Origin of the sequence: Pseudomonas sp. PI1 (assembly GCF_000812405.1) — a bacterium.
GTDB classification, from domain to species: domain Bacteria; phylum Pseudomonadota; class Gammaproteobacteria; order Pseudomonadales; family Pseudomonadaceae; genus Pseudomonas; species Pseudomonas citronellolis.
This window is the reverse complement of the sequence record NZ_JWMC01000052.1, coordinates 1-23512: the sequence shown is the minus strand read 5'-3', so window position 1 is coordinate 23512 and position 23512 is coordinate 1. Positions and strand designations below refer to the sequence as shown.

Sequence of the window (23512 nt, the reverse complement as noted above, 5' to 3'; positions counted from 1 at the left end):
GGGTGGGTGGGGCAGGTGTTGCGGGGGTGGGACGGTTTTTTGGGGGTGGTGCCTCCCGGATACCTTGGTGTTCGCGTCCGGCTCCGCTCCCTCTCCCCAGCCCTCTCCCTGAAGGGAGAGGGGGCTAGTCCGTGCCGAGAACAGGCATGGTTTCAGCAGGAAACCACCGCGCTTGCCGGCTAACTCGGGAAAGCCAGTCCACTCCGAACGGTCCCCTCTCCCTTCAGGGAGAGGGTTAGGGAGAGGGGACGGCCTTAGCACTTGCACCACTGCAACCGGGAAGCCCTTTAGAAACAAAAAACGCGGCCAAAGCCGCGCTCGACAGTCCCGCCGCGCCCGGAAGTGGGAGGGGCGCACGGGTCGCCCACGCTCGGGCGCATCGAAAAAAGGTGGCCCGGTGGAGCGCCGGGCGCGGGTGTTGAACACGCTTGCCGGAACCTGCCCGCGCCCCCGGATGGGGACGGGGTCGCGGACGGCCGGTCTACCTCAGAAGAAGCCCAGCGGGTTGACGTCGTAGCTCACCAGCAGGTTCTTGGTCTGCTGGTAGTGGTCGAGCATCATCTTGTGCGTCTCGCGGCCGACGCCGGACTTCTTGTAGCCGCCGAAGGCGGCGTGCGCCGGGTACAGGTGGTAGCAGTTGGTCCATACGCGGCCGGCCTTGATGCCGCGGCCCATGCGCCAGGCGCGGTTGATGTCGCGGGTCCAGACGCCGGCGCCCAGGCCGAACTCGGTGTCGTTGGCAATCGCCAGGGCCTCGGCCTCGTCCTTGAAGGTGGTCACGCCCACCACCGGGCCGAAGATTTCCTCCTGGAACACACGCATGCCGTTGTGGCCCTTCAGCAGCGTGGGCTGGATGTAGTAGCCGCTGGCGAGGTCGCCGGACAGCCGCTCGCTCTGCCCGCCGGCCAGCAGCTGGGCGCCCTCGTTCTGGGCGATGTCCAGGTACGACAGGATCTTCTCGTACTGCTGTTGCGAGGCCTGGGCGCCGACCATGGTCTCGGTGTCCAGCGGGTTGCCGCGCTTGATCTGGGCGATCTTCTTCTGCACCTCGGCCATGAACGGCTCGAAGATCGACTCCTGCACCAGCGCCCGCGACGGGCAGGTGCACACCTCACCCTGGTTGAAGAAGGCCAGCACCAGGCCCTCGGCGGCCTTCTCGATGAAGCTCGGCTCGGCGCGCATGATGTCGTCGAAGAAGATGTTCGGGCTCTTGCCGCCCAGCTCCACGGTGGAGGGGATGATGTTCTCCGCCGCGCAGTGGAGGATGTGCGCGCCCACCGGGGTGGAGCCGGTGAAGGCGATCTTGGCGATGCGCTTGCTGGTGGCCAGCGCCTGCCCCGCTTCCTTGCCGAAGCCCTGGACGATGTTCAGCACGCCCGGCGGCAGCAGGTCGTTGACGATCTCGGCCAGCAGCATGATCGACAGCGGCGTCTGCTCGGCCGGCTTGAGCACCACGCAGTTGCCCGCGGCCAGGGCCGGGGCCAGCTTCCAGGCGGCCATCAGCAGCGGGAAGTTCCACGGGATGATCTGCCCGACCACGCCCAGCGGTTCGTGGATGTGGTAGGCCACGGTGCTGTCGTTGATCTCGGCGGCGCCGCCTTCCTGGGCGCGGATGCAGCCGGCGAAGTAGCGGAAGTGGTCGGCCGCCAGGGGCACGTCGGCGTTCAGCGTCTCGCGCACGGCCTTGCCGTTGTCCCAGGTCTCGGCCACGGCCAGTTGTTCCAGGTGCTGCTCGATGCGGTCGGCGATCTTCAGCAGGACCAGCGAGCGCTCCTGCACCGAAGTGCGGCCCCAGGCATCGGCGGCGGCGTGGGCGGCGTCCAGCGCGCGCTCCACGTCCTCGGCGGTGGAACGGGGGAATTCGGCGATCGGCTGGCCGTTCACCGGGGAAGTGTTGGTGAAGTACTGGCCGAGCACCGGCGGCACGAATTCACCGCCGATGTAGTTGCCGTAGCGCGGCTTGAGGGTAACGACGGCACCGGGGGTTCCGGGTGGGGCATAGATCATGGCGAAGCTCTCCTGTGGCGTCCCGGCGCACCAAGCCCGGGCCTTGCGGCGATCTTAGGCAGCGCCCTCGCCGGCCAGGAATGCGCCCATGGGCGTGAGGGGGTAGTTATTTGGTAGTAGAGGGGGGTGTTCGTGGGGGCGAGCTTGCTTGCGCGAACCACCACATGGAGTCTGCCGGCGATTCCAGTGCAGGCTCGAATCTCGCCCCCTCTCCCCAGCCCTCGGCTGCGCGCCCCGCCCTGAAGGGAGAGGGGGCTTGTCCGTGCCGAGAGAGGACTTGGTGTCAGCCGGCCACTCGGTACAAGCCGGCTAACGCCGAAGCATCAGCGCACACCGAACGGTCCCCTCTCCCTTCAGGGCGGGGCGCGCAGCCGAGGGTTAGGGAGAGGGGCCGGAGTCAACGCTTGCACCACTGCAACCAGGAGACACCGTTCGCGAGCAAGCTCGCTCCTACGAAAAGCAAAAAGCAAAGCCCCCAAAAAGCAAAGGGCCGGCACCAGCCAGCCCCCTGCCCTACCCCTGCGAACTCAGCGCTTGCTCACCAGGTCCTTCGGCAGCTTGAAGGTCCAGATCATCCCGCCCTGGTCCAGGTCCTTGATGCGCTTGGCCACCTCGCCGCCCCACAGCGGCACGGCGCCGCCCCAGCCGGAGAGCACGGTGACGTACTGCTCGCCGTCCATCTCCCAGGTGATGGGCGAGGCGATCACGCCCGAGCCGGTGTTGAACTCGTAGAGCTTCTTGCCGCTCTTGGCGTCGAAGGCCATCAGGTAGCCCTCGGGGTTGCCGGTGAACACCAGGTTGCCGTGGGTGGCCAGCACGCCGCCCCACAGCGGCGCGTAGTTCTCGTAGCGCCACACCTGCTTGCCGGTCTTCGGGTCGATGGCGCGCAGCACGCCGATGTACTTCTCGTTCAGCGGCTTGATGGTGAAACCGGCGCCCAGGTAGGCCGCGCCCTTCTTGTAGGTCACGTTCTCGTTCCACATGTCCATGCCCCACTCGTTGGAGGGCACGTAGAACAGGCCGGTGTCCTGGCTGTAGGCCATGGGCATCCAGTTCTTGCCGCCGAGGAAGGACGGCGAGACGAACACCGAGCTGCCCTTGGCGCCCTCGCCCGGCGCGCCGGGGCGGTGGGCGTCGTCGTAGATCGGCCGGCCGTTCTGGTCCAGGCCCTTGGCCCAGGTCACCTTGTCGACGAAGGGGAAGCCGCGGATGAACTTGCCGTTGGTGCGGTCCAGCACGTAGAAGAAGCCGTTGCGGTCGGCGGTGGCCGCGGCCTTCACGGTCTTGCCACCGTCCTTGTAGTCGAAGGACACCAGCTCGTTCACGCCGTCGAAGTCCCAGCCGTCGTGCGGGGTGGTCTGGAAGTGCCATTTGATCGAGCCGTCCTCCGGGTTCAGCGCCAGGCGCGAGGAGGAGAACAGGTTGTCGCCCGGGCGCAGGTGCGAGTTCCACGGCGACGGGTTGCCGGTGCCGATGAACAGCGAGTCGGTGCTCGGGTCGTAGTAGCCGCCCAGCCAGGGCGCGGCGCCGCCGGTCTTCCACAGGTCGCCCGGCCAGGTCTTGCCGGCCTCGCCGCCGGAGATGCCGTTCTCGATGGCCTTGCCGTCCTTGTACACGTAGCCCATGTGGCCTTCGACGGTCGGGCGGCTCCACAGCAGCTCGCCGTTGCTGGGGTCGTAGGCCTCGATCTTGCCGACCACGCCGAACTCGCCGCCGGCCACGCCGGTGATCAGCTTGCCCTTGGCGATCAGCGGCGCGGCGGAGATGGAGTAGCCGGCCTTGTAGTCGGCCACGGTCTTCTTCCACACCACCTTGCCGGTGTCCTTGTTCAGCGCCACCAGCTTGGCGTCCAGGGTGCCGAAGATCACCAGGTCGCCGTACAGGGCCACGCCGCGGTTGATCACGTCGCAGCAGGGCATGATGCCGTCGGGCAGGCGCGCGTCGTACTGCCAGAGCTTGCGCCCGGTGCGCGCGTCCACGGCGAACACCCGCGAGTAGGAGGCGCTGACGTACATCACCCCGTCCTTGACCAGCGGCTGGGCCTGCTGGCCGCGCTGCTTCTCGCCGCCGAACGACAGCGCCCACACCGGGCGCAGTTCCTTGACGTTGTCGCTGTTGAGGGTCTTCAGCGGGCTGAAGCGCTGGCCCTGCTGGTTGATGCCGTTGACCACGATCTGGTCGGTGCGCTTGGCGCTGTCGCTGATGTCCTGGTCGGTAACCGCGGCCTGGGCGCCCAGGCTGGCCAGGGCGAGTGCGGCGAAGAGCGCGCTGCGCGCGAAGGAAGGGGTGGGACCTGCATGTCTCATTGCGGCTACCTCTGCGGATTTGTTGTTGTACCCGGGAAGTTTTCCCGGTCTGCCGCAGATTCTTGGCCCGGTGCGGTGGGCCAACAATTGACCGCTTTGCCGAATTCCCTAGTTCCTTGGTAGCAATACCGCGCCCTGGCGTAGCGTAGGGCGCATAACGCCTACGGCGTTATCCGCCGTTTGACCTCGGTGCCCGGCGGCTCCGGGGTTGACCTTGGCGTTGGTCATGGCCTCGGTGTAGCGGCGGATAACCGCGAACGGTTATACGCCCTACGCGACTACGAAGAGCCGGCGGGGCGGCTCACTGCCGGTCGATACGCGGCAACGCCTGCTGTTCGTAGCGCGGGTACAGGTGGGTGACGCTGCGGATCAGCTCGTAGCGCGTCAGGCTGATGCCGGCGAAGCGTTCGGGGATGGGGGTGCGTAGCAGGTCGTTCATGTCCGCGCCTTCGCGGGTGCCTTCGCGCATCACGCTGTCGAGCCAGCCGAGGTAGTCGCGCATCTGGGCGAAGGGCCTGGCGTCGGTGGCGATGGGCCCGTGGCCGGGGACGATCAGCTTCCAGGGCAGCGCCTGCAGGGTATCGAGATCGGCCAGCCAGACGTCCAGCCCCGGGCTGTTGGGCGTGGTCAGCGCGCGCTCGTAGAACACCAGGTCGCCGGCGAACAGCACCCCGCTGGTCTCGTCGAGGATCGCCAGGTCCGCCCCGGTGTGCCCGCGCAGGCCGAGCAGGCGGAAACGGTGCGTGCCGACCTGCAGCTCGCCCGGCTCCACCGTCTGCGTCGGCAGCACCACCTCGGTGCCGCGCATCCAGTCGCCCACCAGGCGGTACATGTTCTCCGCCATGGCGTTGCCCTGCTCCTTCAGCAGCTTGCCGGTGCCGGCCAGCGCGCCGATGGGCACGTCGGCGAAGGCCTGGTTGCCCAGCACGTGGTCGGGGTGGTGGTGCGTCAGCAGCACCTGCTTCACCGGCTTGCCGGTGGTCCGCTGGATCACCGCGCGCAACGCCTCGCCATAGCGCCGCGAGGGGCCGGTGTCGATCACCAGGATGCCGTCGCCGGTGTCGACGAAGGCGACGTTGACGATGTTGCCGCCGTTGTCCTTGGCGAAGTTGTCGGTGCTGCCCTCCACCAGCCAGGTGCCCTCGGCGATCTGCCGGGGTTGCAGGTGGTACTGCAGGTCGGCGAGGACCTGGGTGCAGAGCAGCAGCAGGAAGGTCAGCAGGTAACGCATGGGCACCTCGCGGGCGGGCCGGCCGCCTCAGAGGGCGGCCTCGAATTCGTTGCCGTTGTTGTCGTGCAGGAACAGCTTCGCGTGGGGATGGCCGCGCAGTTCGAAGCTGAAGCTGGGGTTCTCGCTCACCGCCGGGAACAGGTCCAGGCGCGCCAGCACCTCGCCCTCGGGCGTGCGCAGCTCGGCGTGGTCGAGGTAGAACTCGGGGATGCCGCCGACCAGGCCGTTGTCCATCGGGTGGTCCACCTGCAGCCGCAGCCGGGTGTTCGGCCCGCGCGAGAAAGCCCCGCCGTGCACCTGGCCCAGGCGCTGCTCCCAGCCGGCCTGGGCGCGCACCACGCTGGGCGCGGTGCAGCCGCCGCCGGCGGCGTCGATCCAGGCCGAGCCCACGTGCCACACGCCATCTTCACCACGCAGCGCGGCGCGGATGGCGGTGGCCTGCTCGATGCGGATGCGCACCGCCAGCAGCGCCTCCAGGTCCTCGCCCGGGTAGAGCGTCAGCACGTGGGGGATGGGGTTCAGCTCGGCCCACAGCACCAGGCGCTCGAAGCGCCCGGGCAGCTGCCGCGCGTCCACCTCCACCGGCACCTGCCGCGCGTCCTCGGCGAAGGGCGGCACGCCCAGCTTCACCCGCTCGTCGAAGACGAAGGGCTCGCCGCCGAGCAGGCGCCTGTGGTGGTAGTCCCACATCACCGAGGGCACCGGGTCGCCCTCCACCGCCGCGGCCAGCAGCGGCAGGCCGCACAGGCCCAACAGCAGGCTACGTCTACGCATCCCTCCTCCTCGTGCTATTGCACGTCCTGGTACAGCCCCGGCAACTCGTAGCGCACGCCGTAGCCGGAGTAGAGCTTGGCCAGCTCGCCGCTGCGCACCAGTTCCTCCAGCTCGCCGTCGAGGGCGTTGGAGAGCTGGCGGTTGCTCTCGTGCACCGCCATGCCGATGTCCCAGTCCGGCTGGCCAAGGCTGGGGTAGGTGTTCTCGGCGTTCCTCAACTGGTCGTCCCCGGCCTGGGCGCGCATCCAGTCCAGCTCGCCGCGCAGCGCCATCACCGCGTCCACCTTGCCGGCGCGCATGGCGTCGAAGGCCGCCTGGGTGCTGGGGAAATGCACGGTCATGGCGCTGAGCTGGCCGCCCAGCACCGAGGTCAGGTAGAACGAGGGCACGCTGTCCAGTTCCACGCCGATGCGGTGCTCGCGGAACGCCGCGATGGTGTCCACCTGCGGCAGCCTGCGGGCGTCGTTGACCACCTGCCAGCGCTCGCGCTGGTAGGGGCCGAACATCACCACCTGGTCGTTGGCCAGCTCGCCGACGTCGTTGCGCTTGTTGGAGTAGTCGCGGTCGTAGGGCACCCGCAGCATCACGTCGGCCACCACGCCCGGGCGCAGGTAGTGGCCCTTCCAGATGAAGTTGCGCAGGTCGTCGTCCAGGCGCTCGCCAGGAATCACCCAGAGGAACTCCGCGCGCAGCCCCAGGCCCTGGGCCAGGCGCGTGGCGAGATCCACGTCGATGCCGTGGGGCTGGCCGTCCTGCATGAAGCTGTAGGGCGGGAAGTTCTGGTAGATCGCCACCCGCAATACGCCGGAAGCGACCATGTCTTCGTAGGGCCGGACCTTGGCCTCGGCCTGCCCCAGCAACAGGAGCAGGCCGCACAGCAGGCTGAGCAGGCGCATGGCGGCGTCACTCGTCCACGTGCACGCTTTCCAGGTAGCTGCGGATGGCCCACAGGCCTTCCTGGCTGATGAAGTCGGCCATCTTCGGCATGTACACGGCGCCGTCGCGCACCGCGCCGTTGATCACCCGCTCCTTGAACCACTCGTCGCCCTCGGCGCCCAGGTCGAGCTTGCGCAGGTCGGGGGCGATGCCGCCGGACTTGGCCTCCAGGCCATGGCAGCGCGCGCAGTTCTGGTTGTAGGCGGAGGAGCCGATCTCCACCGCCAGCTTGTGGTTGGCGTAGGGCTCGCGGTACGGGTTGGTGTCGCGCCACTCCTTGCCCAGGGGCTCCAGGCCCTTGGTATCCACCGCTTGCGGGGTCACGTTGCCATGGGCCAGGGCCAGGGCCGAGACGCTGAGGCCGGCCAGCACCAGCAGGCCGCGCAAGGAGTTCTTCTTGTTCATCACTTCATTCCTCTGGGGGTAGGACAAGGCACGGGCGCCACCGGGGCGCTCCTCGACCATGTTAGGAAGCCCCGCCCCCGCCCCGAATGCTGCTTTGGATGCCCCCGCCTACTCCCTTCGTACTAGGGCGCAGGGCTGCCGCGCCAGGGCCTTCGGCAGCAAGCCCAAGTCATGCCCCGACCGGGAACTTGTCCCGGCCGATGCGGGAGCTTTTCCGTTTCCGCCACCGCCGCCGGCTCCCACCATGGAACCGCCGCGGCCCGAGCAGCGGCCCGCCGTTTCTCGACCCAACATCAAAAACGGGAACCCGAAGATGACAACAAGAACCTCCCTCGCCTCTGCCGGCCCCCTGCGCCTCGCCCTGCACAGCCTGACCCTCGCCATCGCCCTGGGCGCCGGCGGCGCGGCGCTGGCCAAGGACGTCAGCTGGGACGACATCGCCAATGACCACAAGACCACCAGCGACGTGCTGCAGTACGGCATGGGCACCAACGCCCAGCGCTGGAGCCCGCTCAAGCAGGTCAACGCCGACAACGTGTTCAAGCTGACCCCGGCCTGGTCCTACTCCTTCGGCGACGAGAAGCAGCGCGGCCAGGAATCCCAGGCCATCGTCAGCGACGGGGTGATCTACGTCACCGCCTCCTACTCGCGGCTGTTCGCCCTCGACGCCAAGACCGGCAAGCGCCTGTGGACCTACAACCACCGCCTGCCCGACGACATCCGCCCGTGCTGCGACGTGGTCAACCGCGGCGCCGCCATCTACGGCGACAAGATCTTCTTCGGCACCCTCGACGCCTCGGTCGTGGCGCTGAACAAGAACACCGGCAAGGTGGTATGGAAGAAGAAGTTCGGCGAACACGGCGCCGGCTACACCATGACCGGCGCGCCGACCATCGTGAAGGACGGCAAGACCGGCAAGGTGCTGCTCATCCACGGCAGCTCGGGCGACGAGTTCGGCGTGGTCGGCCGCCTGTTCGCCCGCGACCCGGACACCGGCGAGGAAATCTGGATGCGGCCCTTCGTCGAAGGCCACATGGGCCGCCTCAACGGCAAGGACAGCAGCGTCACCGGCAACGTCAAGGCGCCATCCTGGCCGGACGACGCCAACTCCTCCACCGGCAAGGTCGAATCCTGGAACCACGGCGGCGGCGCGCCCTGGCAGAGCGCCAGCTTCGACGCCGAGACCAACACCATCATCGTCGGCGCCGGCAACCCCGGCCCGTGGAACACCTGGGCGCGCACCGCCAAGGGCGGCAACCCGCACGACTACGACAGCCTGTACACCTCAGGGCAAGTGGGCGTGGACCCGAGCACCGGCGAGGTGAAGTGGTTCTACCAGCACACCCCGAACGACGCCTGGGACTTCTCCGGCAACAACGAACTGGTGCTGTTCGACTACAAGGCCAAGGACGGCAAGATAGTCAAAGCCACCGCCCACGCCGACCGCAACGGCTTCTTCTACGTGGTCGACCGCAGCAACGGCAAGCTGCAGAACGCCTTCCCCTTCGTCGACAACATCACCTGGGCCAGCCACATCGACCTGAAGACCGGACGCCCGGTCGAGCGTGAAGGCCAGCGCCCGCCGCTGCCGGAACCGGGGCAGAAGCACGGCAAGGCGGTGGAAGTCTCGCCGCCCTTCCTCGGCGGCAAGAACTGGAACCCCATGGCCTACAGCCAGGACACCGGCCTGTTCTACGTGCCGGCCAACCACTGGAAGGAGGACTACTGGACCGAGGAAGTCAGCTACACCAAGGGCAGCGCCTACCTGGGCATGGGCTTCCGCATCAAGCGCATGTACGACGACCACGTCGGCAGCCTGCGCGCCATGGACCCCACCAGCGGCAAGGTGGTGTGGGAACACAAGGAGCACCTGCCGCTGTGGGCCGGCGTGCTGGCCACCGCCGGCAACCTGGTGTTCACCGGCACCGGCGACGGCTTCCTCAAGGCCTTCGACGCGAAGAACGGCAAGGAACTGTGGAAGTTCCAGACCGGCAGCGGCATCGTCTCCCCGCCCATCACCTGGGAACAGGACGGCGAGCAGTACATCGGCGTGACCGTCGGCTACGGCGGCGCCGTGCCGCTGTGGGGCGGCGACATGGCCGACCTGACGCGCCCGGTGGCCCAGGGCGGTTCCTTCTGGGTGTTCAAGCTGCCCAGCTGGGACAACAAGACCGCCAGCCGCTGAACCCACCGACCGCGCCCCCAGGGGCGCGGTTTTCCATGCCCCGGGAGAAAGCCATGAAAACCACCACCCTGCTCGCCGCCCTGCTGCTGGCCGGCCTGGCCCACGCCAGCGACGAATCCGCCGACACCGACGACGACGCCACCGTCATCGCCCACTGCCGCATCGCCCCCGCCAGCCAATGCCCCGGCGCCGACCTGCGCGGCGCCGACCTGAAAGGCCAGGACCTCAGCCGCATGAACCTCGCCGGCGCGGACCTTTCAGGGGCAGACCTGCGCCACGCCACCCTCGACCTGGCCAACCTGGAAAAAGCCAACCTGCGCGGCGCCAACCTCACCCGCGCCAGCCTGCAACAAGCCAACCTGCGCGCCGCCGACCTCTCCGGCGCCAGCCTGGTGGCCATCCAGGCCTGGGGCCTGTTCGCCCAGGGCGCCCAATGGCAAGGCGCCGACCTGACCGCCGCCTACCTCGAATTCGCCCGCCTGAGCGGCGGCAAACTGCACCAGGCCAACCTGCGCGCGGCGGACCTGGAGATGACCTGGCTGTCCCGTGCGGACCTCAAGGGAGCGGATTTGCGCGATGCGAATCTGCAGGAGGTGAAGTTGGCGGAGGCGAATCTGGAGGATGCGGATTTGCGGGGGAGCAAGCCGAGGTTCGGGAACTTCCAGGGGACGAATATGCAGGGGTGCAAGGGGTGTCCCGGCGGCTGGGATTGAACGCCATGCATGGGGTTTCCCGTAGGGCGCATAACCGTTCGCGGTTATCCGCCGCTGGCAGGTGCCGCGTCGCTCCATGCAAACCCCGTAGGAGCAACTGTCTTGCCAACTGCGCCGGGGTGCTTTTCGTAGGATGGGTTGAGCTTGCGATACCCATGCGGTCGCGGTGATGGGTATCGCCTCGCTCAACCCATCCTACGGTGGAGTTTCTCCTGCTCTCCGTAAGCGCGATCCGCTCAGTGTCATCCTGATACACCTAGCTATCTTCGTCATTCCCGCGAACGGCAGCCTCACACCGAGCCCCATGTAGGAGCGCGCCCTGCGCGCGAAATCGCGGGCAGGGCCCGCTCCTACGACGGACCGGGCGTAGGGCGGATAACCGTTCGCGGTTATCCGCCGTTACACCTTTCTCATCGCCAACACCGTGGCCGGTCCTGGCGTTCCCACCCAGGATGCCCAAGCCCGCCCTGAGCGGGGTTCAACCAAGGCCAAACGGCGGATAACGCGGAGCGTTATTCGCCCTACGCGCTGAACTCCGCCAACGGCTGCAACGCTCGGCACGCATGGGCGCTACAATGGCGCCCGCGCCGATCTCCCCCGATCGGGCACGCCCGGAGCCAGCTTCAGATGTTCACCCTCGTAACCCTGGACGCACCGCCGCCCGAGTCCCTGAAGAATCAGGTTCTGCAAATGGTGGTGGACTACTTCAGCGACATCAGCCCGGTGCCGCTGACGCCCAGCAACCCGCTCTACCAGCTGTACCAGTACGTGATCGGCTACGAGGTGCACCTGTATCTGCAGGCCATGGACAGCGCCGTGGACAGCAGCGCGCGGTTGGTCCTGGCCCTGGACGACGAGGATCCCTCCCAGGTCCTGGGTTTTGCCCTGTACCTGCCGAGCAAGGATGATGCCCAGGCCTGCACGCTGGCCTACCTGGCCGTCACGGCCAGCCATCGCCGGCACGGCATCGCGCGGGCCATGCTGCAACAGGTGGCCACACATCGGCCCCACGTCGAACTCGCCTGCGCGGCGAGCAAGGTGCCGACCTTCGAGTCGATGGGCTTTCAGGTCCTGGCCGCACAAGGGCCGCACGTGCTGCTCAACACCCGCGATCACCGCTCCGACGGCATGGTCGCGGTGCAGGACCTGGCCCCGATCTATCAGTCCAAGGAAGTGCGGCAGATCCACGCCTACCTGGTGCAGCAACACGGCAGGAAGGCCATGACCGATGCCGAGAAAAAACGCGACCGCCTGCTTGACCAGATGGCCCATCAGGCCCAGGTGCTGGTGAAAGAGCGCTTCCCCACGCTGCACTGACAGCCAGCGGAAACGGATTCGGCTTTGAGTGTCTGCTAACGGCCCCATGGCAGCCATACCGCCGCGCTGCCAAGTGCTAAGCCGGCTGATGCCAGGCGTCCATAGGCCTCCTGCGCTTCCCCACTCGGTCAGGCCTGCGCCCGCGGCCGCTTCAAAAACTGTACTTCACCGACAACATCAGATTCCGCGGCTCCCCATACACATTGCTCGGCACCGTGACAGAGGAACTCAAGGAGTTGTAGTACTTCTTGTCGAACGCATTGTTCAGGTTCAGCTGCGCATCGATATGGGCAGTCGGCTTGAACCCCAGCATGAAGTCCACCAGCGTGTAGGCGTCCTGCTCGATCATGTAGGTGGTGCCTTTGTTGTAGATGCGGTTCTGCCGGTACAGGGAACTACCAATGCGCCATTGGTCGAGCGCGCCAGGCAGGGTGTAGGTGGTGCTCATCTTGAACAGATGTCGCGGGATGTCGGTATCGAACAGGCGACCTTCGTTGGCCTTGTTCGCATCCTTGCGGTATTTGGCTTCGGTGAAGGTGTAGCCGGCGCCCAGTTGCCAGTTGGGCGTGAGTTGCCCTTGCAGTTCCAGTTCGATGCCTTTGCTGCGCACCTCGCCGGCCGCCTCGTAGCAGGAAGTGGTGGGATAGCTGGGGCAAAGGCTCTGGTCGGTGATGGCCTTGGCGCGGTTTTCCTGGTCCAGCTGGAAGATGGCGGCCGAGGCGTTCAGGGCGCCGTCGAAATACTCGCCCTTGATGCCCAGTTCGTAGTTCTTGCCAGTGATAGGAGCGATGACCGAGCCTGAGGTGTCGAAGTAACTCTGCGGCTTGAAGATGTCGGTGTAGCTGACATATACCGAGTGATGCGCGTCCAGGTCATAGATCAGGCCGGCGTACTTGGTGACGTGGCGGTTGACCTTGAGTTCGGTCTCGGTGCCTTTGTAGGGGGCGCTGGTATCGTTTTCGTACCAGTCCAGGCGGCTGCCCAGAATCAGTTTCAGTGGGTCGGCCAGGTTCAGGCGGGTGGTGGCGTAAACGCTGTTGAGCTTGGCGTTGGTGTTCTGCCAGCCGTATTTGGTCTGGCTGGCGATTTTCGGGGTGTCGCCGTTCCAGTTGTAGATATCGATATTGCTGTGCAGCAGCACGTTTACCGGCACGTCGCCATTGAACACCACGCGGCGATGGCTGGCACCGAACACCAGTTCATGGTCGCGGTCCATCAGGCGGAACGGGCCGCTGGCGTAGGCATCGAAGCTGTTCTGGCTTTCCCGATAATGGCCGGCGCCGACGTACTGGTCATAGGTCTGGGTGGCGGTGCGCCCCAGTATGTAGGTGCCCAGCATGTCCAGGTCGGCCCAGGACTTGGTGGCCGACAGGTTGAGTTTCCAGCCGTTGTCCAGGGCGTGTTCGATGGCGGCATATGCGGAGGTGCTGGTCTTGTTCCAGTACTCCCAGTCATTGCTCAGGGAAGTGGAGCGCGACAGCTTCAGGTCGCTGCCGTCGAAGCCCACCGGCAGGCCGGTCCAGCCGTTGCCGTTGTAGTCGTCCTGCTGGCGCGAAGCGCTGAGCGTCAGGGTGGTGCTGTCGTTCAGGTCGGCCTCTACGATCCCGTAGAACAGGTTCCGCTCGTTATCCAGCGAGTCGCGGAAGCTGCCCTGGGTCTGGTAAGCGGTGACCAGGCGACCGCGCACAGCGCCATCGTCGGTCAACGGGCCGGACAGGTCGACGTCGGTGCGGTAGCGGTCCCAGGTGCCGGCGCTGCCCTGGATGCTGGCCTGGAACGTTGGCGTAGGACGCTTGCGAACCAGGTTGATGGCCGCGGCCGGGTTTCCGGCGCCCTGCATCAGGCCGGTGGCGCCGCGCACCACCTCCACCCGGTCGTACATGGCCATGTCTGCGGAAAGCAGGTCCTGGGACAGCTGGGAACTGTCGAGGCTGGTGGGCAGGCCGTCGTACATGATGTTGTCGAGCGCAAAGCCGCGGGCGTAGTAGGTGGAACGCTCCGGCCCCGTGCGCCGGATGACCATGCCCGGGGTGTTCTGCACGACGTCGTTGAGGTCGGCCAGGGCCTGGTCGTCGAGGCGCTGGCGAGTCATCACCGTGACCGACTGCGGCGTTTCACGCAGCGAGAGGTTCAGCTTGGTGGCGGTTTGCATGGCGCCGGTCGTATAGGAGCCCGTTCCCTCGGTCAGGCCATCCTGGCGAACGCCCATGATTTCGCTGCTATCCATCTTCAGTGGCTGCTCGGCTTCGGCTACCGGACGCAGGACATAGAGGCCGTCGCCCTGCCGTGAGGCGCGCAGTCCAGTCCCCTCGAGCAGCCGGCTCAGGCCGGTGTCGACGTCGGCATCGCCGCTCAGGCCTCGACTCTTCAGCCCCTGTACCCGCTGCGGCTGCAACGGCAGCGTGATGCCCGCCTGGCTCGCGAACTCCGCCAGCGCAGCGCCCAGCGGGCCAGGGGCTATCTCGAAGTGGCGTTGCCGACTGGCCTGATCGGAGGTGTCGGCCTGCGCGGACGCGACGAAGCCGATCGGGCCCAGGCACAGCCCGAGCGCAGCGGCGCGCAACGCCTTTGCAAGTTCGCTGGGTCGTGCTGCGCGGCGCGAAGCGAAGGGGTGAAGCTGCATGAGTGACTCCCTGTGTCGAGCATGTTTTTTCGTTGTGTGCTCGGGTGACACGCGAGAGACGAAAAAGACGACAAAATAAATTCGGCAGCGCCAATCAGCCCGGCCGATCAGCTGGAAATGGGCGCGATGGTGACCCAGTAACGGGTGCGATAGCGGATTTCCACCGGCAGCACCTGGGTCAACGCATGGAGCGCCTGGTCGGTGTCGTGCAGTTGAAACGCCCCGGAGACTTCCAGTTGCGCAACCTCGGGGTCGCAGCGCAACAGGCCGGGCCGGTATCGCCCCAGTTCGGCGGCGAAGCTTGCCAGGCTCATACGCTCAGCCTTGATCACGCCTCGGGTCCAATCGGCGATGCGTACATCGAGCGGCTCGACGCCGCCCACATGCCGGGCGTTGAATCTCGCCTGTTCGCCGGCCTTCAGCAGCTGGGATTCTCCAGCCCGCGAGTTCAGCTTCACCGCGCCTTCGAGCACCGCAACCTGGCTGTCCTCGGGCCATTGCCGCACCAGGAAGCGCGTGCCGACGGGCTCGATCTCGCCCTGGGCAGTTTCCACAATGAAGGGTCTGCCGGCGGGGTCCTTGGCGGTGATGATCAGCACCTCGCCAGCAACCAGCCGCACCCGCCGGCTCGCACCGTCGAAAGCCACATCGACGGCACTGTCGGTATTGAGATGAATCTGCGTGCCGTCGGCCAGAGAGATCTGGCGCTGCTCACCTACCCCACTGCGAACATCGGCATTGAGCTGCTGCCAGGACTGCGTACGGCGAATCAGCAAGGCTGCAGGCGCCGTTGCCAGCAGCAGCGCGAGCAACTTGAGGGCCTGTCGGCGCGTAGCGGCATGGGAACGATCCAGCGTTTCAAGCCCCAGCTGAGGCGGGATCAGCCCCAGTCGCCGGTTGAAGCCCTCCGCCAACTGCCAGGCGCGTTCGTGCTCCGGGTCGGCTGCGCGCCAGCGCTCGCAATCGCGACGTTGCGCCTCGCTGACGCGCGGCCCCTGAAGGCGCACATACCAGCGCGCGGCCTGGCGAGCGATATCACGGTCGATGGGTTGCGCGCTCACGGGTGCTCCGGCACTTCCGCCGCCAGCACGATGCACTCTTCGAAAGCCAGCGCGAGATAACGCTGAACGCTACGTACGCTCACGCCCAACCGCTGGGCGATGGCATCCTGGGTGAGCCCTTCGAGCTGGTACAGGAGGAACGCCTGGCGTGCCTTGCTCGGTAGGCGGGCCAGTACCGCGTCGACCTCGTGCAGGGCTTCGAGCACCAGAGCCTGATGCTCCAGCGAAGGCGTGCACGCCTCCGGCAGGCTGGCCAGGACTTCCAGATACGCCTGCTCCAGCGAGCGCCGACGGTAGAGATTGATCACCAGCCGCCGTGCGATGGTCAGCAGGTAGGCTCGCGGCGTCGCGATTGGCTGCTGCAGCGCAGCGGGCGAAACGAGCAACCGGACGAAGGTATCCTGGGCCAGGTCGGCCGCATCGCAGCGGTTGCCCAATCGACGATGGAGCCATCCGCGCAGCCATCCGTGGTGGTCCTGGTACAGCCGGCCGAGCAGCAGCTGATCCTCTGTAGCGGCAGTAGCGTGCATGGAGTGGCATTCCATCATATGCGAATGACTCGCATTATATTTTTATGCCACCTCTTCCATCAAGGCATTCGGGCCGGGATCAGCGCGCCTTATCGTGGATGCCCGCCATAGGGGCCGTGTGGGGCATCTTCGGATGCGCCGGTCCGAGTCCGGTACGCCAACCTGCACGGCCCGCCCTGGTGCCGTAAGAGCGACTCTCTTGCCGGCCGTGCGGGGGCGCTTCGTAGGATCGAGGGGGGACGCCTGGTTCTTGCTCGCGAATGAGCCCGCAGCGGAGCCCGTTCGCGAGCAAGCTCGCTCCTACGAGAAGCCGTGCCCACCGGTATGGCGTCCGTGCAAGAGAGGTTTATTTTCAGCACTCTAGTCTCGTCCATCCGGACAGCTTTACAGCAGAAGGAATAAATCTGTTCCTCTTCCACAATGGGGCGTCGGCGTCATTGCCGTTCAAGCCCTTGAGCGTCGCGGCCCCCGGCGTTTCTGGCGTTACAGGGCATAGCCGCCATCCAGCGTCAGGCTCGCCCCGGTCATGTGGGCCGCTGCCGGGCTGGCGAGATACGCGACCAGACCGGCGATCTCCATGGGCTGGGCGACGCGTCCGAGTGGGACGAGTTCCGCCAGCGCGTCCAGGTGCGCTTGCGTCATGTCGGTCGCGGTCGGGCCGGGCTGGATATTGTTGACGGTGATCCGGCGCGCCGCGAGATCCAGCGCGAGCCCTTGCACCAGGCGCGCGACGGCGGCCTTGGTCATCGCATACACCGCGCCCTCGACCGAAGTGCGCCCAGAGGCCGAATTGCTGCCGATGGTGATCACCCGCCCGCCGTCGCGCATGCTGGCCACGGCGGCCTGGATCGAGAGAATGACGCCACGGATGTTCACGTCGAGCATCAGGTCGAGGTCCTCGACGCCAAGGGCATCGATGCGGGCGAGCCGCAGCACGCCGGCATTGACCACCGCCACGTCGATCGCGCCAAAGCGCTCGACCGCCGCCACCACCGCATTCCGGATGGCAACGGCATCCTTGCTGTCGGCCTGGAACGCAAGGGCACGGCCGCCACCCGCCTCGATCTCGGCGGCCAGCGCTTTGGCGCTGGCCGGCCGGGACACGTAGGTCAGCGCCACCGAGAAACCGTCGGCGGCGAGTTGCCTCGCCGCTGCCGCGCCGATGCCCCGGGAGCCACCAAAAACAATGGCGACCTTGTCATTCCCTGCTTCGTCTCGCTTCATCGCCTCACCCTTATTGACTGAAAACGTGAAAAACCGGGAATCAGACAGTTGCCGATTCATGGGACGACGCCACGCGCTTGCCCAACGGCGTCCGGCTGTAGCCATCTGCGGCAATGGTCTGTTGCGCAGGCGCTGCCGAGTTCACACGCATGCCCAGGGGCGTCCTGCTGAAGCCATCTTCCGCCAGTTGCGGGGTTGCGCCTTCTTCAGCCAGGGGCGTCAGTTGGAAACAGACGGTGCCGTGGGAGCAGCGCGCTTCGGCTGCACTCGCATGCACCGCCACACCAGCCAGCGAAAAGGTAATGGCGGTCACGAGGGTCTTCAGAGTGTTCATGGCATTGTTCCTCAAGGGTTAGGGGGAACAGTCCATCGGAGTGGGAAAGAGCGCTCTGGAAGAGTGCTGGCTCCAACCGCGCGCCGATGTCCTGTTGGAGTGAATTAAAAGCCCTTGGGGTATCTGCGCCGTGTCGAGAAAAGGCGTGGCCGTCTCTGCGAATGTCAAAACGGTCTGCGGACACACTGGAATACAAAGCGCCTCCGGGAAAGTGCGGATGGGCAGGCAGCGAGCTTCCGTCGTCATTGCCAAGACGGGGCGTCGCAACGTTCGCTATGGGTCAAGAGCTGCCGCTTAACGAAGGCAGCTTTCGGCCAGAAGCGGTCTCTCGCAGCGAGTACGTATTTCGTTGTACGACCAGCTTCAAGGACACCAGTTCAAAGGTGTTCCAAACGCTTCTGCAACACGAGCCAGCTTCTCAGCGGACTTGGCAGAAATAGCGAGAGGCGGCTCTTTGATCATGTAGAACAGATGATCAAGGGCGATACCCGCCTCGCCGTGTGCAAGGTAGTCCAGAACGATTTCTGCCCCATTCTCAAGACCCGCCTGAGCCAGTGGATGGTCATCAGGTATGGGGCCGAGCTGCGCATAGGCAGCGGACATCAGTGCAGAGACCTCATCCAGCACTTCGGAGAGGTCTGCATGTAGCGTGGGGCTCAGCTGACTCATTTCGCCTTATTCCCTGCGATCATCGGTTCAGTTTGTATCGGCAGAACCTGAAGAGTCAAAGCGATGATTCTGCTAAGGGCTGCAATCGGCCAAAAGCGGACGTAAATCTGATCTCAGGTAAGGCTTCATTACTACAGTGATGGCTACACTCGCATTCCCAAAAGAAGGGACGGTTCAACATGCCGCATGCGAGCACTAGACAGTTATACCCTCGAAGGAGACATGCTTAACCTCGATAATTAGCTTAATTTTTGCAAATTCATCAATCACTGAGTTCAAAGTCTTTCTATTTCTTGAGTCGAGATTGGCATCCCACTCATCAAGCATGACAATAGAGGATTCGCTCTCGAGAGCCAACATGACTTGGTGAACTCTGCTCTCACCCGTAGACCTATTTTCTTGTGCAACACCAAGATTGACATCAGGGAGCAACAGAGTCGAGTCGTGGCTTTGAGATTTAAAAGTTTTTAGCATGCTCGATTTTCCCGCCCCATTTGGGCCGGTAATACAAAACCTTCCTGAAGAAATTCCTCCGTTCAAAACGAGCCGTTCAAATTCTTCTGGAGACTCCGTATCTCCCGTCATGGCATTGATAATGCGCAGACTACTATATGAGACTTTTGTCGAGAAATCATTTTTATCTAATGTCTCAATAAACTCATCGAGATTTCTAACCTTCCGTCGAATCAGGTAGTATTGACTAAGATACATAGTGAGCGAGTGTATGTTGCCAAATAACTGCAAGCTTCTTGGAAGAATTGCAACAAGAGTCCCGATGGCTGCTGCGGTATATGCTCCTGGAATAACAAGCATGGCCACCACAGCGAGGACAGCCGTGATTACTGGCAAGCATGCCACTGTTTGCTCGAGAAGAGTGTAACGCTCTGTCTCTCCGAAGTAGCTTGACGCATTTAATCTGAAGTTTTTAAGTCCTTCATTTCGACAGTTTTGACCGCCAAACGTTGCCAAATCCCAGAGAGCGTCAACGAACGTTAAGGTTGAAAGTCTCTGAGCTTGCATGCCTGTTGCAAGGCGATCAATACGTTTTCTAAGCCCCGTGACAAGCAATGCGGAAAGCAACAGCGCAATGCAGATAGTCAATGTAAATGACAACCCTATGGAGATATAGAAAACAAAAACCGTCAGCACCACGTTCAGCACAAGCGAAATAAAACCCAAATAGAACTGAGTAGCATGTGGAATGGTCGCCGCGGCCTCTCCGTTCACCCAATGAACAACATTGCTTTTGTTTTTAGATGAGCAGTAAGAGATATCACTAGATACCGTCTCGATGGTATTCCTAGCATATGCGTACCAAATTTCATTGCCGGCCCTAACGGACAAGAATGTCGAAAATGAACTAAGAATGTATGCAGAAAGAGCAAAAACAAAAAACCAAATTATACTAACTATCGCCTGCTCTGGCAAAGAAGTCAGCTGAGCACCTGCAGATGCAATATAGTACGTCGAAAGCGCAAGTGCAATTTGCTGAAAAACAACCATAATAGCGGATGCAATATAGTTTAAGTTTTTTGAGAACATACTACCCCCATAGAGCCTTAAACATGAAGACTAAAACGGCAGACCCAAATAGAAAAGCAGCCAGATTTCTAGTTAGTGAAGCTGCTCTATAGCGCAACCTAAGGGTTTTCGCTCCTGTCACTTGTTTCATCAGGGATCGCTTTCCTTCTGTGCCGGAAAACTTCTTAATGTACGAATTCAAAAATCTGATTTTTTCCTTCGTTCCGTAGTGATCTGGCGTTAGAAACTGCAGATCCTGCGAGGTCAAATCTCGGATCACCATGGTAGGGGTCGGAGTTCTGAGCGGGAAATAGTCATGGGAGTGCAGACTTGGTGCCGAACTATCTCTGTAAAGAAGACCAAGCATCAGATCCTTCTCCATGCAGAGCAGCTTACCAGCCACATGTAGCTGATGGAGTTTCACCAGATCCGCAGATGGAGCGAACATTATAACAATCGCCCCATGTCCCAAACTCTCTCGCTGCTTGAAGAAGTCAATGCAAGCTTTTAGCGACTCTTGCAAATGGGAAACTGACATATTTGCATCAAAAAATGAAACAAATATATCGTCATTCTCTAAGGCTTTCGGCATGAAGGGACACATCACTCCCCCCCTATGCGGATGGCGAGAAGTCAGAAACTGAGTGAGATAGGGTATGAGTCCTTCTTGTAACTTGGCGACGTGATTAGGCACATCCTCTGGGGGAGCAGAGGTAAGGCTCCAAATTGATGTCATGCGTGTGCTCCATTACACGATCAAAACTAAAAGGCCTCTCTTAGAAAGAGAGGCCCTTTTTACTGCTTAGCGATTACCACTTCCAGCCAGCGCAGAACGGAGGCGGGCCAGGGAGGCAGCCGATGCTCAATGCCATGCGACGAATAAGGCTTTTCGGACGAGCGTCCTGAAAACCTACATCGCGTTCGTTCTTTTGGGTGAATGCCGCCGAAAGTGGCTTAGAGAAATCGTCCATAGTATCTCCAGTGATAAGTATTTGTGATCGCGAATGCGTCACGTTCTCATTATCAGCACAAGAGTATCCACAATGCAAGTATCTAGGAGCGCCTAACGGGCCGGCGCAGATAGGGCTCCGTCACTCAGGTCGTCATCCGAATGATCCGGATGACGGCTTCTCTTTCAGGGCCATAGATCAGCTTTGATCTCATTAGCTGGCTCATCCATCGAAGTGCCCATTGAGCGAGAGTCCGCTATGGGTCGGAAGCAGCCATTCGCCTACGGCTGCTATGCAGGCCAACTGCACACCCCGCCTCGCTCTTTGCCACGCCCGATTGACAGCCTCACGGCAACTCCCTGACGTTGCTCAGCCGCTCAACAGAACGGTGTGGGATTGGCGTCACGGAATTCTAGAAGGTGTCTGGGTCAATCTCCGGCACCTTGCGTGGCTGCACCCGTGTCATGGGCGGGCCGTGCGGGGCATCTTCGGATGCGCCGGTTCCCAGATTCCGGTACGCCAACCTGTACGGTCCGCCCTCCCCGATTGGCGTCGGGAGGCGGAAGACTGAATCAATCTGGGAGATTTTCATGAGCCTTTCTGCCCAAGTTCTACCCCATCCCCTCAAGCACGCTGCCCCATCGGACTTCTACGACGCTGCCCAGTCCCGTCAATCCGCCCTGATCAATCTGCTGCGCCTGCTGGCCGGCGCGCCGGACCTGGGAGCGCCTGCCGAGGATGTGTTGGACGGCACCTTCAGCGCACTGGAGTACCTGGCGGCCGATGCCGAGCAGTTGTATACCGCAGCTGAGGAGCATGGGCGGACGTAGGGCGCATAACCGTTCGCGGTTATCCGCCGTCGACGGTGCCGCCGGGGCGTCCGGCGTGGCCGGTGAATCCAATCGCGGACGAAGTCCGCTCCTACGCCCGTGCTTCCCTGTAACCGTAGGAGCAACTGTCTGCGTCGAGGTGCTTTTCGTAGGATGGGTTGAGCTTGTGAAACCCATGCGGTCATGGCGATGGGTATCGCTTCGCTCAACACCATCCTACGAGGGGATCTGCCCCCGTAGCGGACCTTGTCCGCGATAGCCGGACGTCCCGGCACGGTTCGCGGATGAGATCCGCGCCTACGGGTTGATGCCGAATGGATGGCCCTTGCGGCTAGCCGAGCTTCTGCGCCAGTTCGCCGATGAACTGGCGCAGCCATTCGTGGTGGGGTTTGCTGTGCTTGGCGATGTCCCAGACCATGAAGCAGCGGAAGGACGGCACCGGCAGCGGCGCCGGGCTCGCGCGCAGCTGGGTCATGGCCGCGTAGCTCTCGGCGGCGAAGGTCGGGAGCGTGGCGATGGCCTCGCTGCTCACCAGCGTGGTCAAGGCGCCGCTGAAGTGGGTGAAGGAGGCGATGACGCGGCGGGCGTAGCCGGCGGACTCGAACATGTCGTCGATGAAGCCGCGGCGGCCGTCGTAGGAGATGCGCACGTGGTCGGCGGCGAAGTATTCCTCCAGGCCGATGGGTGCGTCCGCCGCGCCGGCGCGCGGACGGAACAGGCAGGAGTACGAGGAGGAGAACAGCACCTGGGACGAATAGCTGGTGTTGAAGTCCTTCGGCTCGCTGCAGATCACCAGGTCCATGTCCGGATCCTGCAGCGACTGCTTCCACAGCGAGCTGTTGCTCTGGTGGAAGGCGAAAGTCACGCCCAGGCCCTGCTCCGCCGCCGCGCTGACGATACGCGGGGCGAGGTAGGACTCGATGTCGTCGGACAGGCCGATGTTGAACAGGTAGCTGGAATCGCGCGGGGAGAACTCCGGCTCGACGCCCAGCACGCCGGAGATGGAGGTCAGTGCCTCGGCGATCTTCGGCGCCAGCTCCATGGCCTTGCGCGTGGGCTGCATACCGGAGGCGGTGCGGATGAACAGTTCGTCGCCGAAATGCTCGCGCAGCCGGCGCAGCGCCGCGCTCACCGCGCCCTGGGTCACGTGCAGCATCGCCGAGGCGCGGGTGGCGCTGCGCTCGGTCATCAGGCAGTGGAAGGTGAGCAGAAGGTTGAGGTCGATCCGCGAGATATTACGTACGTTAATCCGGCTCATATTTGCTAATCGTTTGCCCCGTGCCCGAGGAGATTCCTAGTCTGGCGTCCACAACAACATAACAAGCGCTGGAGAATTCTGTGGACGCGATTGAGCAAAGCATGGGTGCAGGCGGCATCCGGACCAGGGGCGGACAGTCGGATATCCGCAAGCGGGCCATCGCGGTCGGCATCGGCAATTTCATGGAATGGTTCGACTTCGCCATCTACGGCTACTTCGCCGCGGTGATCGGCATGCTGTTCTTCCCCTCCAGCGCGCCGGGCGTGTCGCTACTCTCATCGCTGGCGGTGTTCGCCGTCGGCTTCCTCTCCAGGCCTTTCGGCGCGTTGATCCTCGGGCCCATCGGCGACCGCTTCGGCCGCCGCGCGGTGCTGATCATCACGGTGTTCGGCATGGGCGTATGCACCACCATCATCGGCCTGCTGCCCTCCTACGAGGCGATCGGCATCGCCGCGCCCATCCTGCTCATCGCCATGCGTTTCATCCAGGGCATGATGGTCGGTGGCGAGTGGTCCAGCGCCGGCATCTACATCGTCGAGAGCGCCCCGTCCAACCGCCGCGCCACCGCGGCCAGCGTGATCACCGGCACGGCGGGGGTGGCCTTCCTGTTCGGCACCTTCACCGCCGCGAGCATCGCC

General features: G+C 63.8%; 20 protein-coding genes. 5 read left to right on the top strand and 15 right to left on the bottom strand.

The genetic code is table 11. The features are described from left to right. Positions 1-486 precede the first annotated feature (486 nt). The 6 genes from exaC to pedF form a co-directional block, all read right to left on the bottom strand. Positions 487-2007, bottom strand: a complete 1521-nt coding sequence (gene exaC, locus RN02_RS17705; RefSeq protein ID WP_043315552.1) for an acetaldehyde dehydrogenase ExaC — start codon at positions 2005-2007, stop codon at positions 487-489. A gap of 527 nt (positions 2008-2534) precedes the next feature. Then, on the bottom strand, positions 2535-4313 hold the full coding sequence (locus tag RN02_RS17700) for a methanol/ethanol family PQQ-dependent dehydrogenase (RefSeq protein WP_043315550.1): 1779 nt from the start codon (positions 4311-4313) through the stop codon (positions 2535-2537). Between the two features lie 301 nt (positions 4314-4614). Further along, a complete protein-coding gene (locus RN02_RS17695) occupies positions 4615-5544 on the bottom strand; it encodes a quinoprotein relay system zinc metallohydrolase 1 (RefSeq protein WP_043315548.1) in 930 nt (309 codons plus the stop codon). A gap of 27 nt (positions 5545-5571) precedes the next feature. Beyond that, the gene (locus RN02_RS17690) at positions 5572-6318 is read right to left on the bottom strand and encodes a quinoprotein dehydrogenase-associated SoxYZ-like carrier (RefSeq protein WP_043315545.1); all 747 of its coding nucleotides are present in this window, start codon (positions 6316-6318) and stop codon (positions 5572-5574) included. A gap of 14 nt (positions 6319-6332) precedes the next feature. Beyond that, positions 6333-7214, bottom strand: a complete 882-nt coding sequence (locus tag RN02_RS17685) for a substrate-binding periplasmic protein (RefSeq protein WP_043315543.1) — start codon at positions 7212-7214, stop codon at positions 6333-6335. Between the two features lie 7 nt (positions 7215-7221). Further along, positions 7222-7659: a cytochrome c-550 PedF gene (pedF, locus tag RN02_RS17680; protein ID WP_009622924.1), complete on the bottom strand. Its 438-nt coding sequence runs from the start codon at positions 7657-7659 to the stop codon at positions 7222-7224. Positions 7660-7972: 313 nt separating this feature from the next. On the opposite strand from pedF, the gene exaA reads away from it, so the two are divergent. The 3 genes from exaA (at position 7973) to RN02_RS17665 (ending at position 11874) form a co-directional block, all read left to right on the top strand. Beyond that, positions 7973-9844 carry a quinoprotein ethanol dehydrogenase gene (gene exaA, locus RN02_RS17675; RefSeq protein WP_043315539.1) on the top strand — a complete coding sequence of 624 codons (1872 nt, stop codon included), beginning with the start codon at positions 7973-7975 and terminating at the stop codon, positions 9842-9844. A 53-nt stretch (positions 9845-9897) separates the two neighbouring features. Continuing rightward, positions 9898-10557: a pentapeptide repeat-containing protein gene (locus RN02_RS17670; protein ID WP_009622928.1), complete on the top strand. Its 660-nt coding sequence runs from the start codon at positions 9898-9900 to the stop codon at positions 10555-10557. 627 nt (positions 10558-11184) lie between these two features. After that, the gene (locus RN02_RS17665; RefSeq protein ID WP_043315538.1) at positions 11185-11874 is read left to right on the top strand and encodes a GNAT family N-acetyltransferase; all 690 of its coding nucleotides are present in this window, start codon (positions 11185-11187) and stop codon (positions 11872-11874) included. Positions 11875-12025: 151 nt separating this feature from the next. Here RN02_RS17665 and RN02_RS17660 read toward each other — a convergent pair whose 3' ends face one another. The 8 genes from RN02_RS17660 to RN02_RS33305 form a co-directional block, all read right to left on the bottom strand. After that, a complete protein-coding gene (locus RN02_RS17660) occupies positions 12026-14497 on the bottom strand; it encodes a TonB-dependent siderophore receptor (protein WP_043315536.1) in 2472 nt (823 codons plus the stop codon). 107 nt (positions 14498-14604) lie between these two features. Then, a complete protein-coding gene (locus RN02_RS17655; protein WP_043315533.1) occupies positions 14605-15558 on the bottom strand; it encodes a FecR domain-containing protein in 954 nt (317 codons plus the stop codon). Continuing rightward, positions 15555-16088, bottom strand: a complete 534-nt coding sequence (locus RN02_RS17650) for a sigma-70 family RNA polymerase sigma factor (protein WP_009622934.1) — start codon at positions 16086-16088, stop codon at positions 15555-15557. Before RN02_RS17650 ends, RN02_RS17655 begins: the two co-directional genes overlap by 4 nt. Before the next feature lie 483 nt (positions 16089-16571). Further along, entirely contained in the window at positions 16572-17312 is a 741-nt protein-coding gene (locus tag RN02_RS17645) for an SDR family oxidoreductase (protein WP_177331066.1), read from the bottom strand. Positions 17313-17352: 40 nt separating this feature from the next. Further along, entirely contained in the window at positions 17353-17646 is a 294-nt protein-coding gene (locus RN02_RS17640) for a hypothetical protein (protein ID WP_043315531.1), read from the bottom strand. Positions 17647-18009: 363 nt separating this feature from the next. Then, entirely contained in the window at positions 18010-18315 is a 306-nt protein-coding gene (locus tag RN02_RS32495) for a hypothetical protein (RefSeq protein WP_082033828.1), read from the bottom strand. 195 nt (positions 18316-18510) lie between these two features. Continuing rightward, positions 18511-19857, bottom strand: a complete 1347-nt coding sequence (locus tag RN02_RS33310; protein WP_145923916.1) for an AAA family ATPase — start codon at positions 19855-19857, stop codon at positions 18511-18513. Between the two features lies 1 nt (position 19858). Continuing rightward, a complete protein-coding gene (locus tag RN02_RS33305; RefSeq protein WP_145923917.1) occupies positions 19859-20572 on the bottom strand; it encodes a DUF6875 domain-containing protein in 714 nt (237 codons plus the stop codon). Between the two features lie 804 nt (positions 20573-21376). Between RN02_RS33305 and RN02_RS17635 the strand changes: the two genes are divergently transcribed. Then, positions 21377-21616, top strand: coding sequence for a hypothetical protein (locus tag RN02_RS17635; protein WP_043315529.1), 240 nt, complete (start codon positions 21377-21379; stop codon positions 21614-21616). Between the two features lie 331 nt (positions 21617-21947). Here the strand turns inward: RN02_RS17635 and RN02_RS17630 are convergent, their stop codons facing one another. Continuing rightward, positions 21948-22874, bottom strand: a complete 927-nt coding sequence (locus RN02_RS17630; protein WP_043315527.1) for a LysR family transcriptional regulator — start codon at positions 22872-22874, stop codon at positions 21948-21950. A gap of 101 nt (positions 22875-22975) precedes the next feature. Between RN02_RS17630 and RN02_RS17625 the strand changes: the two genes are divergently transcribed. Further along, positions 22976-23512, top strand: a 537-nt coding sequence (locus RN02_RS17625; RefSeq protein WP_268872060.1) for an MFS transporter, incomplete at its 3' end; no start/stop codon positions are given.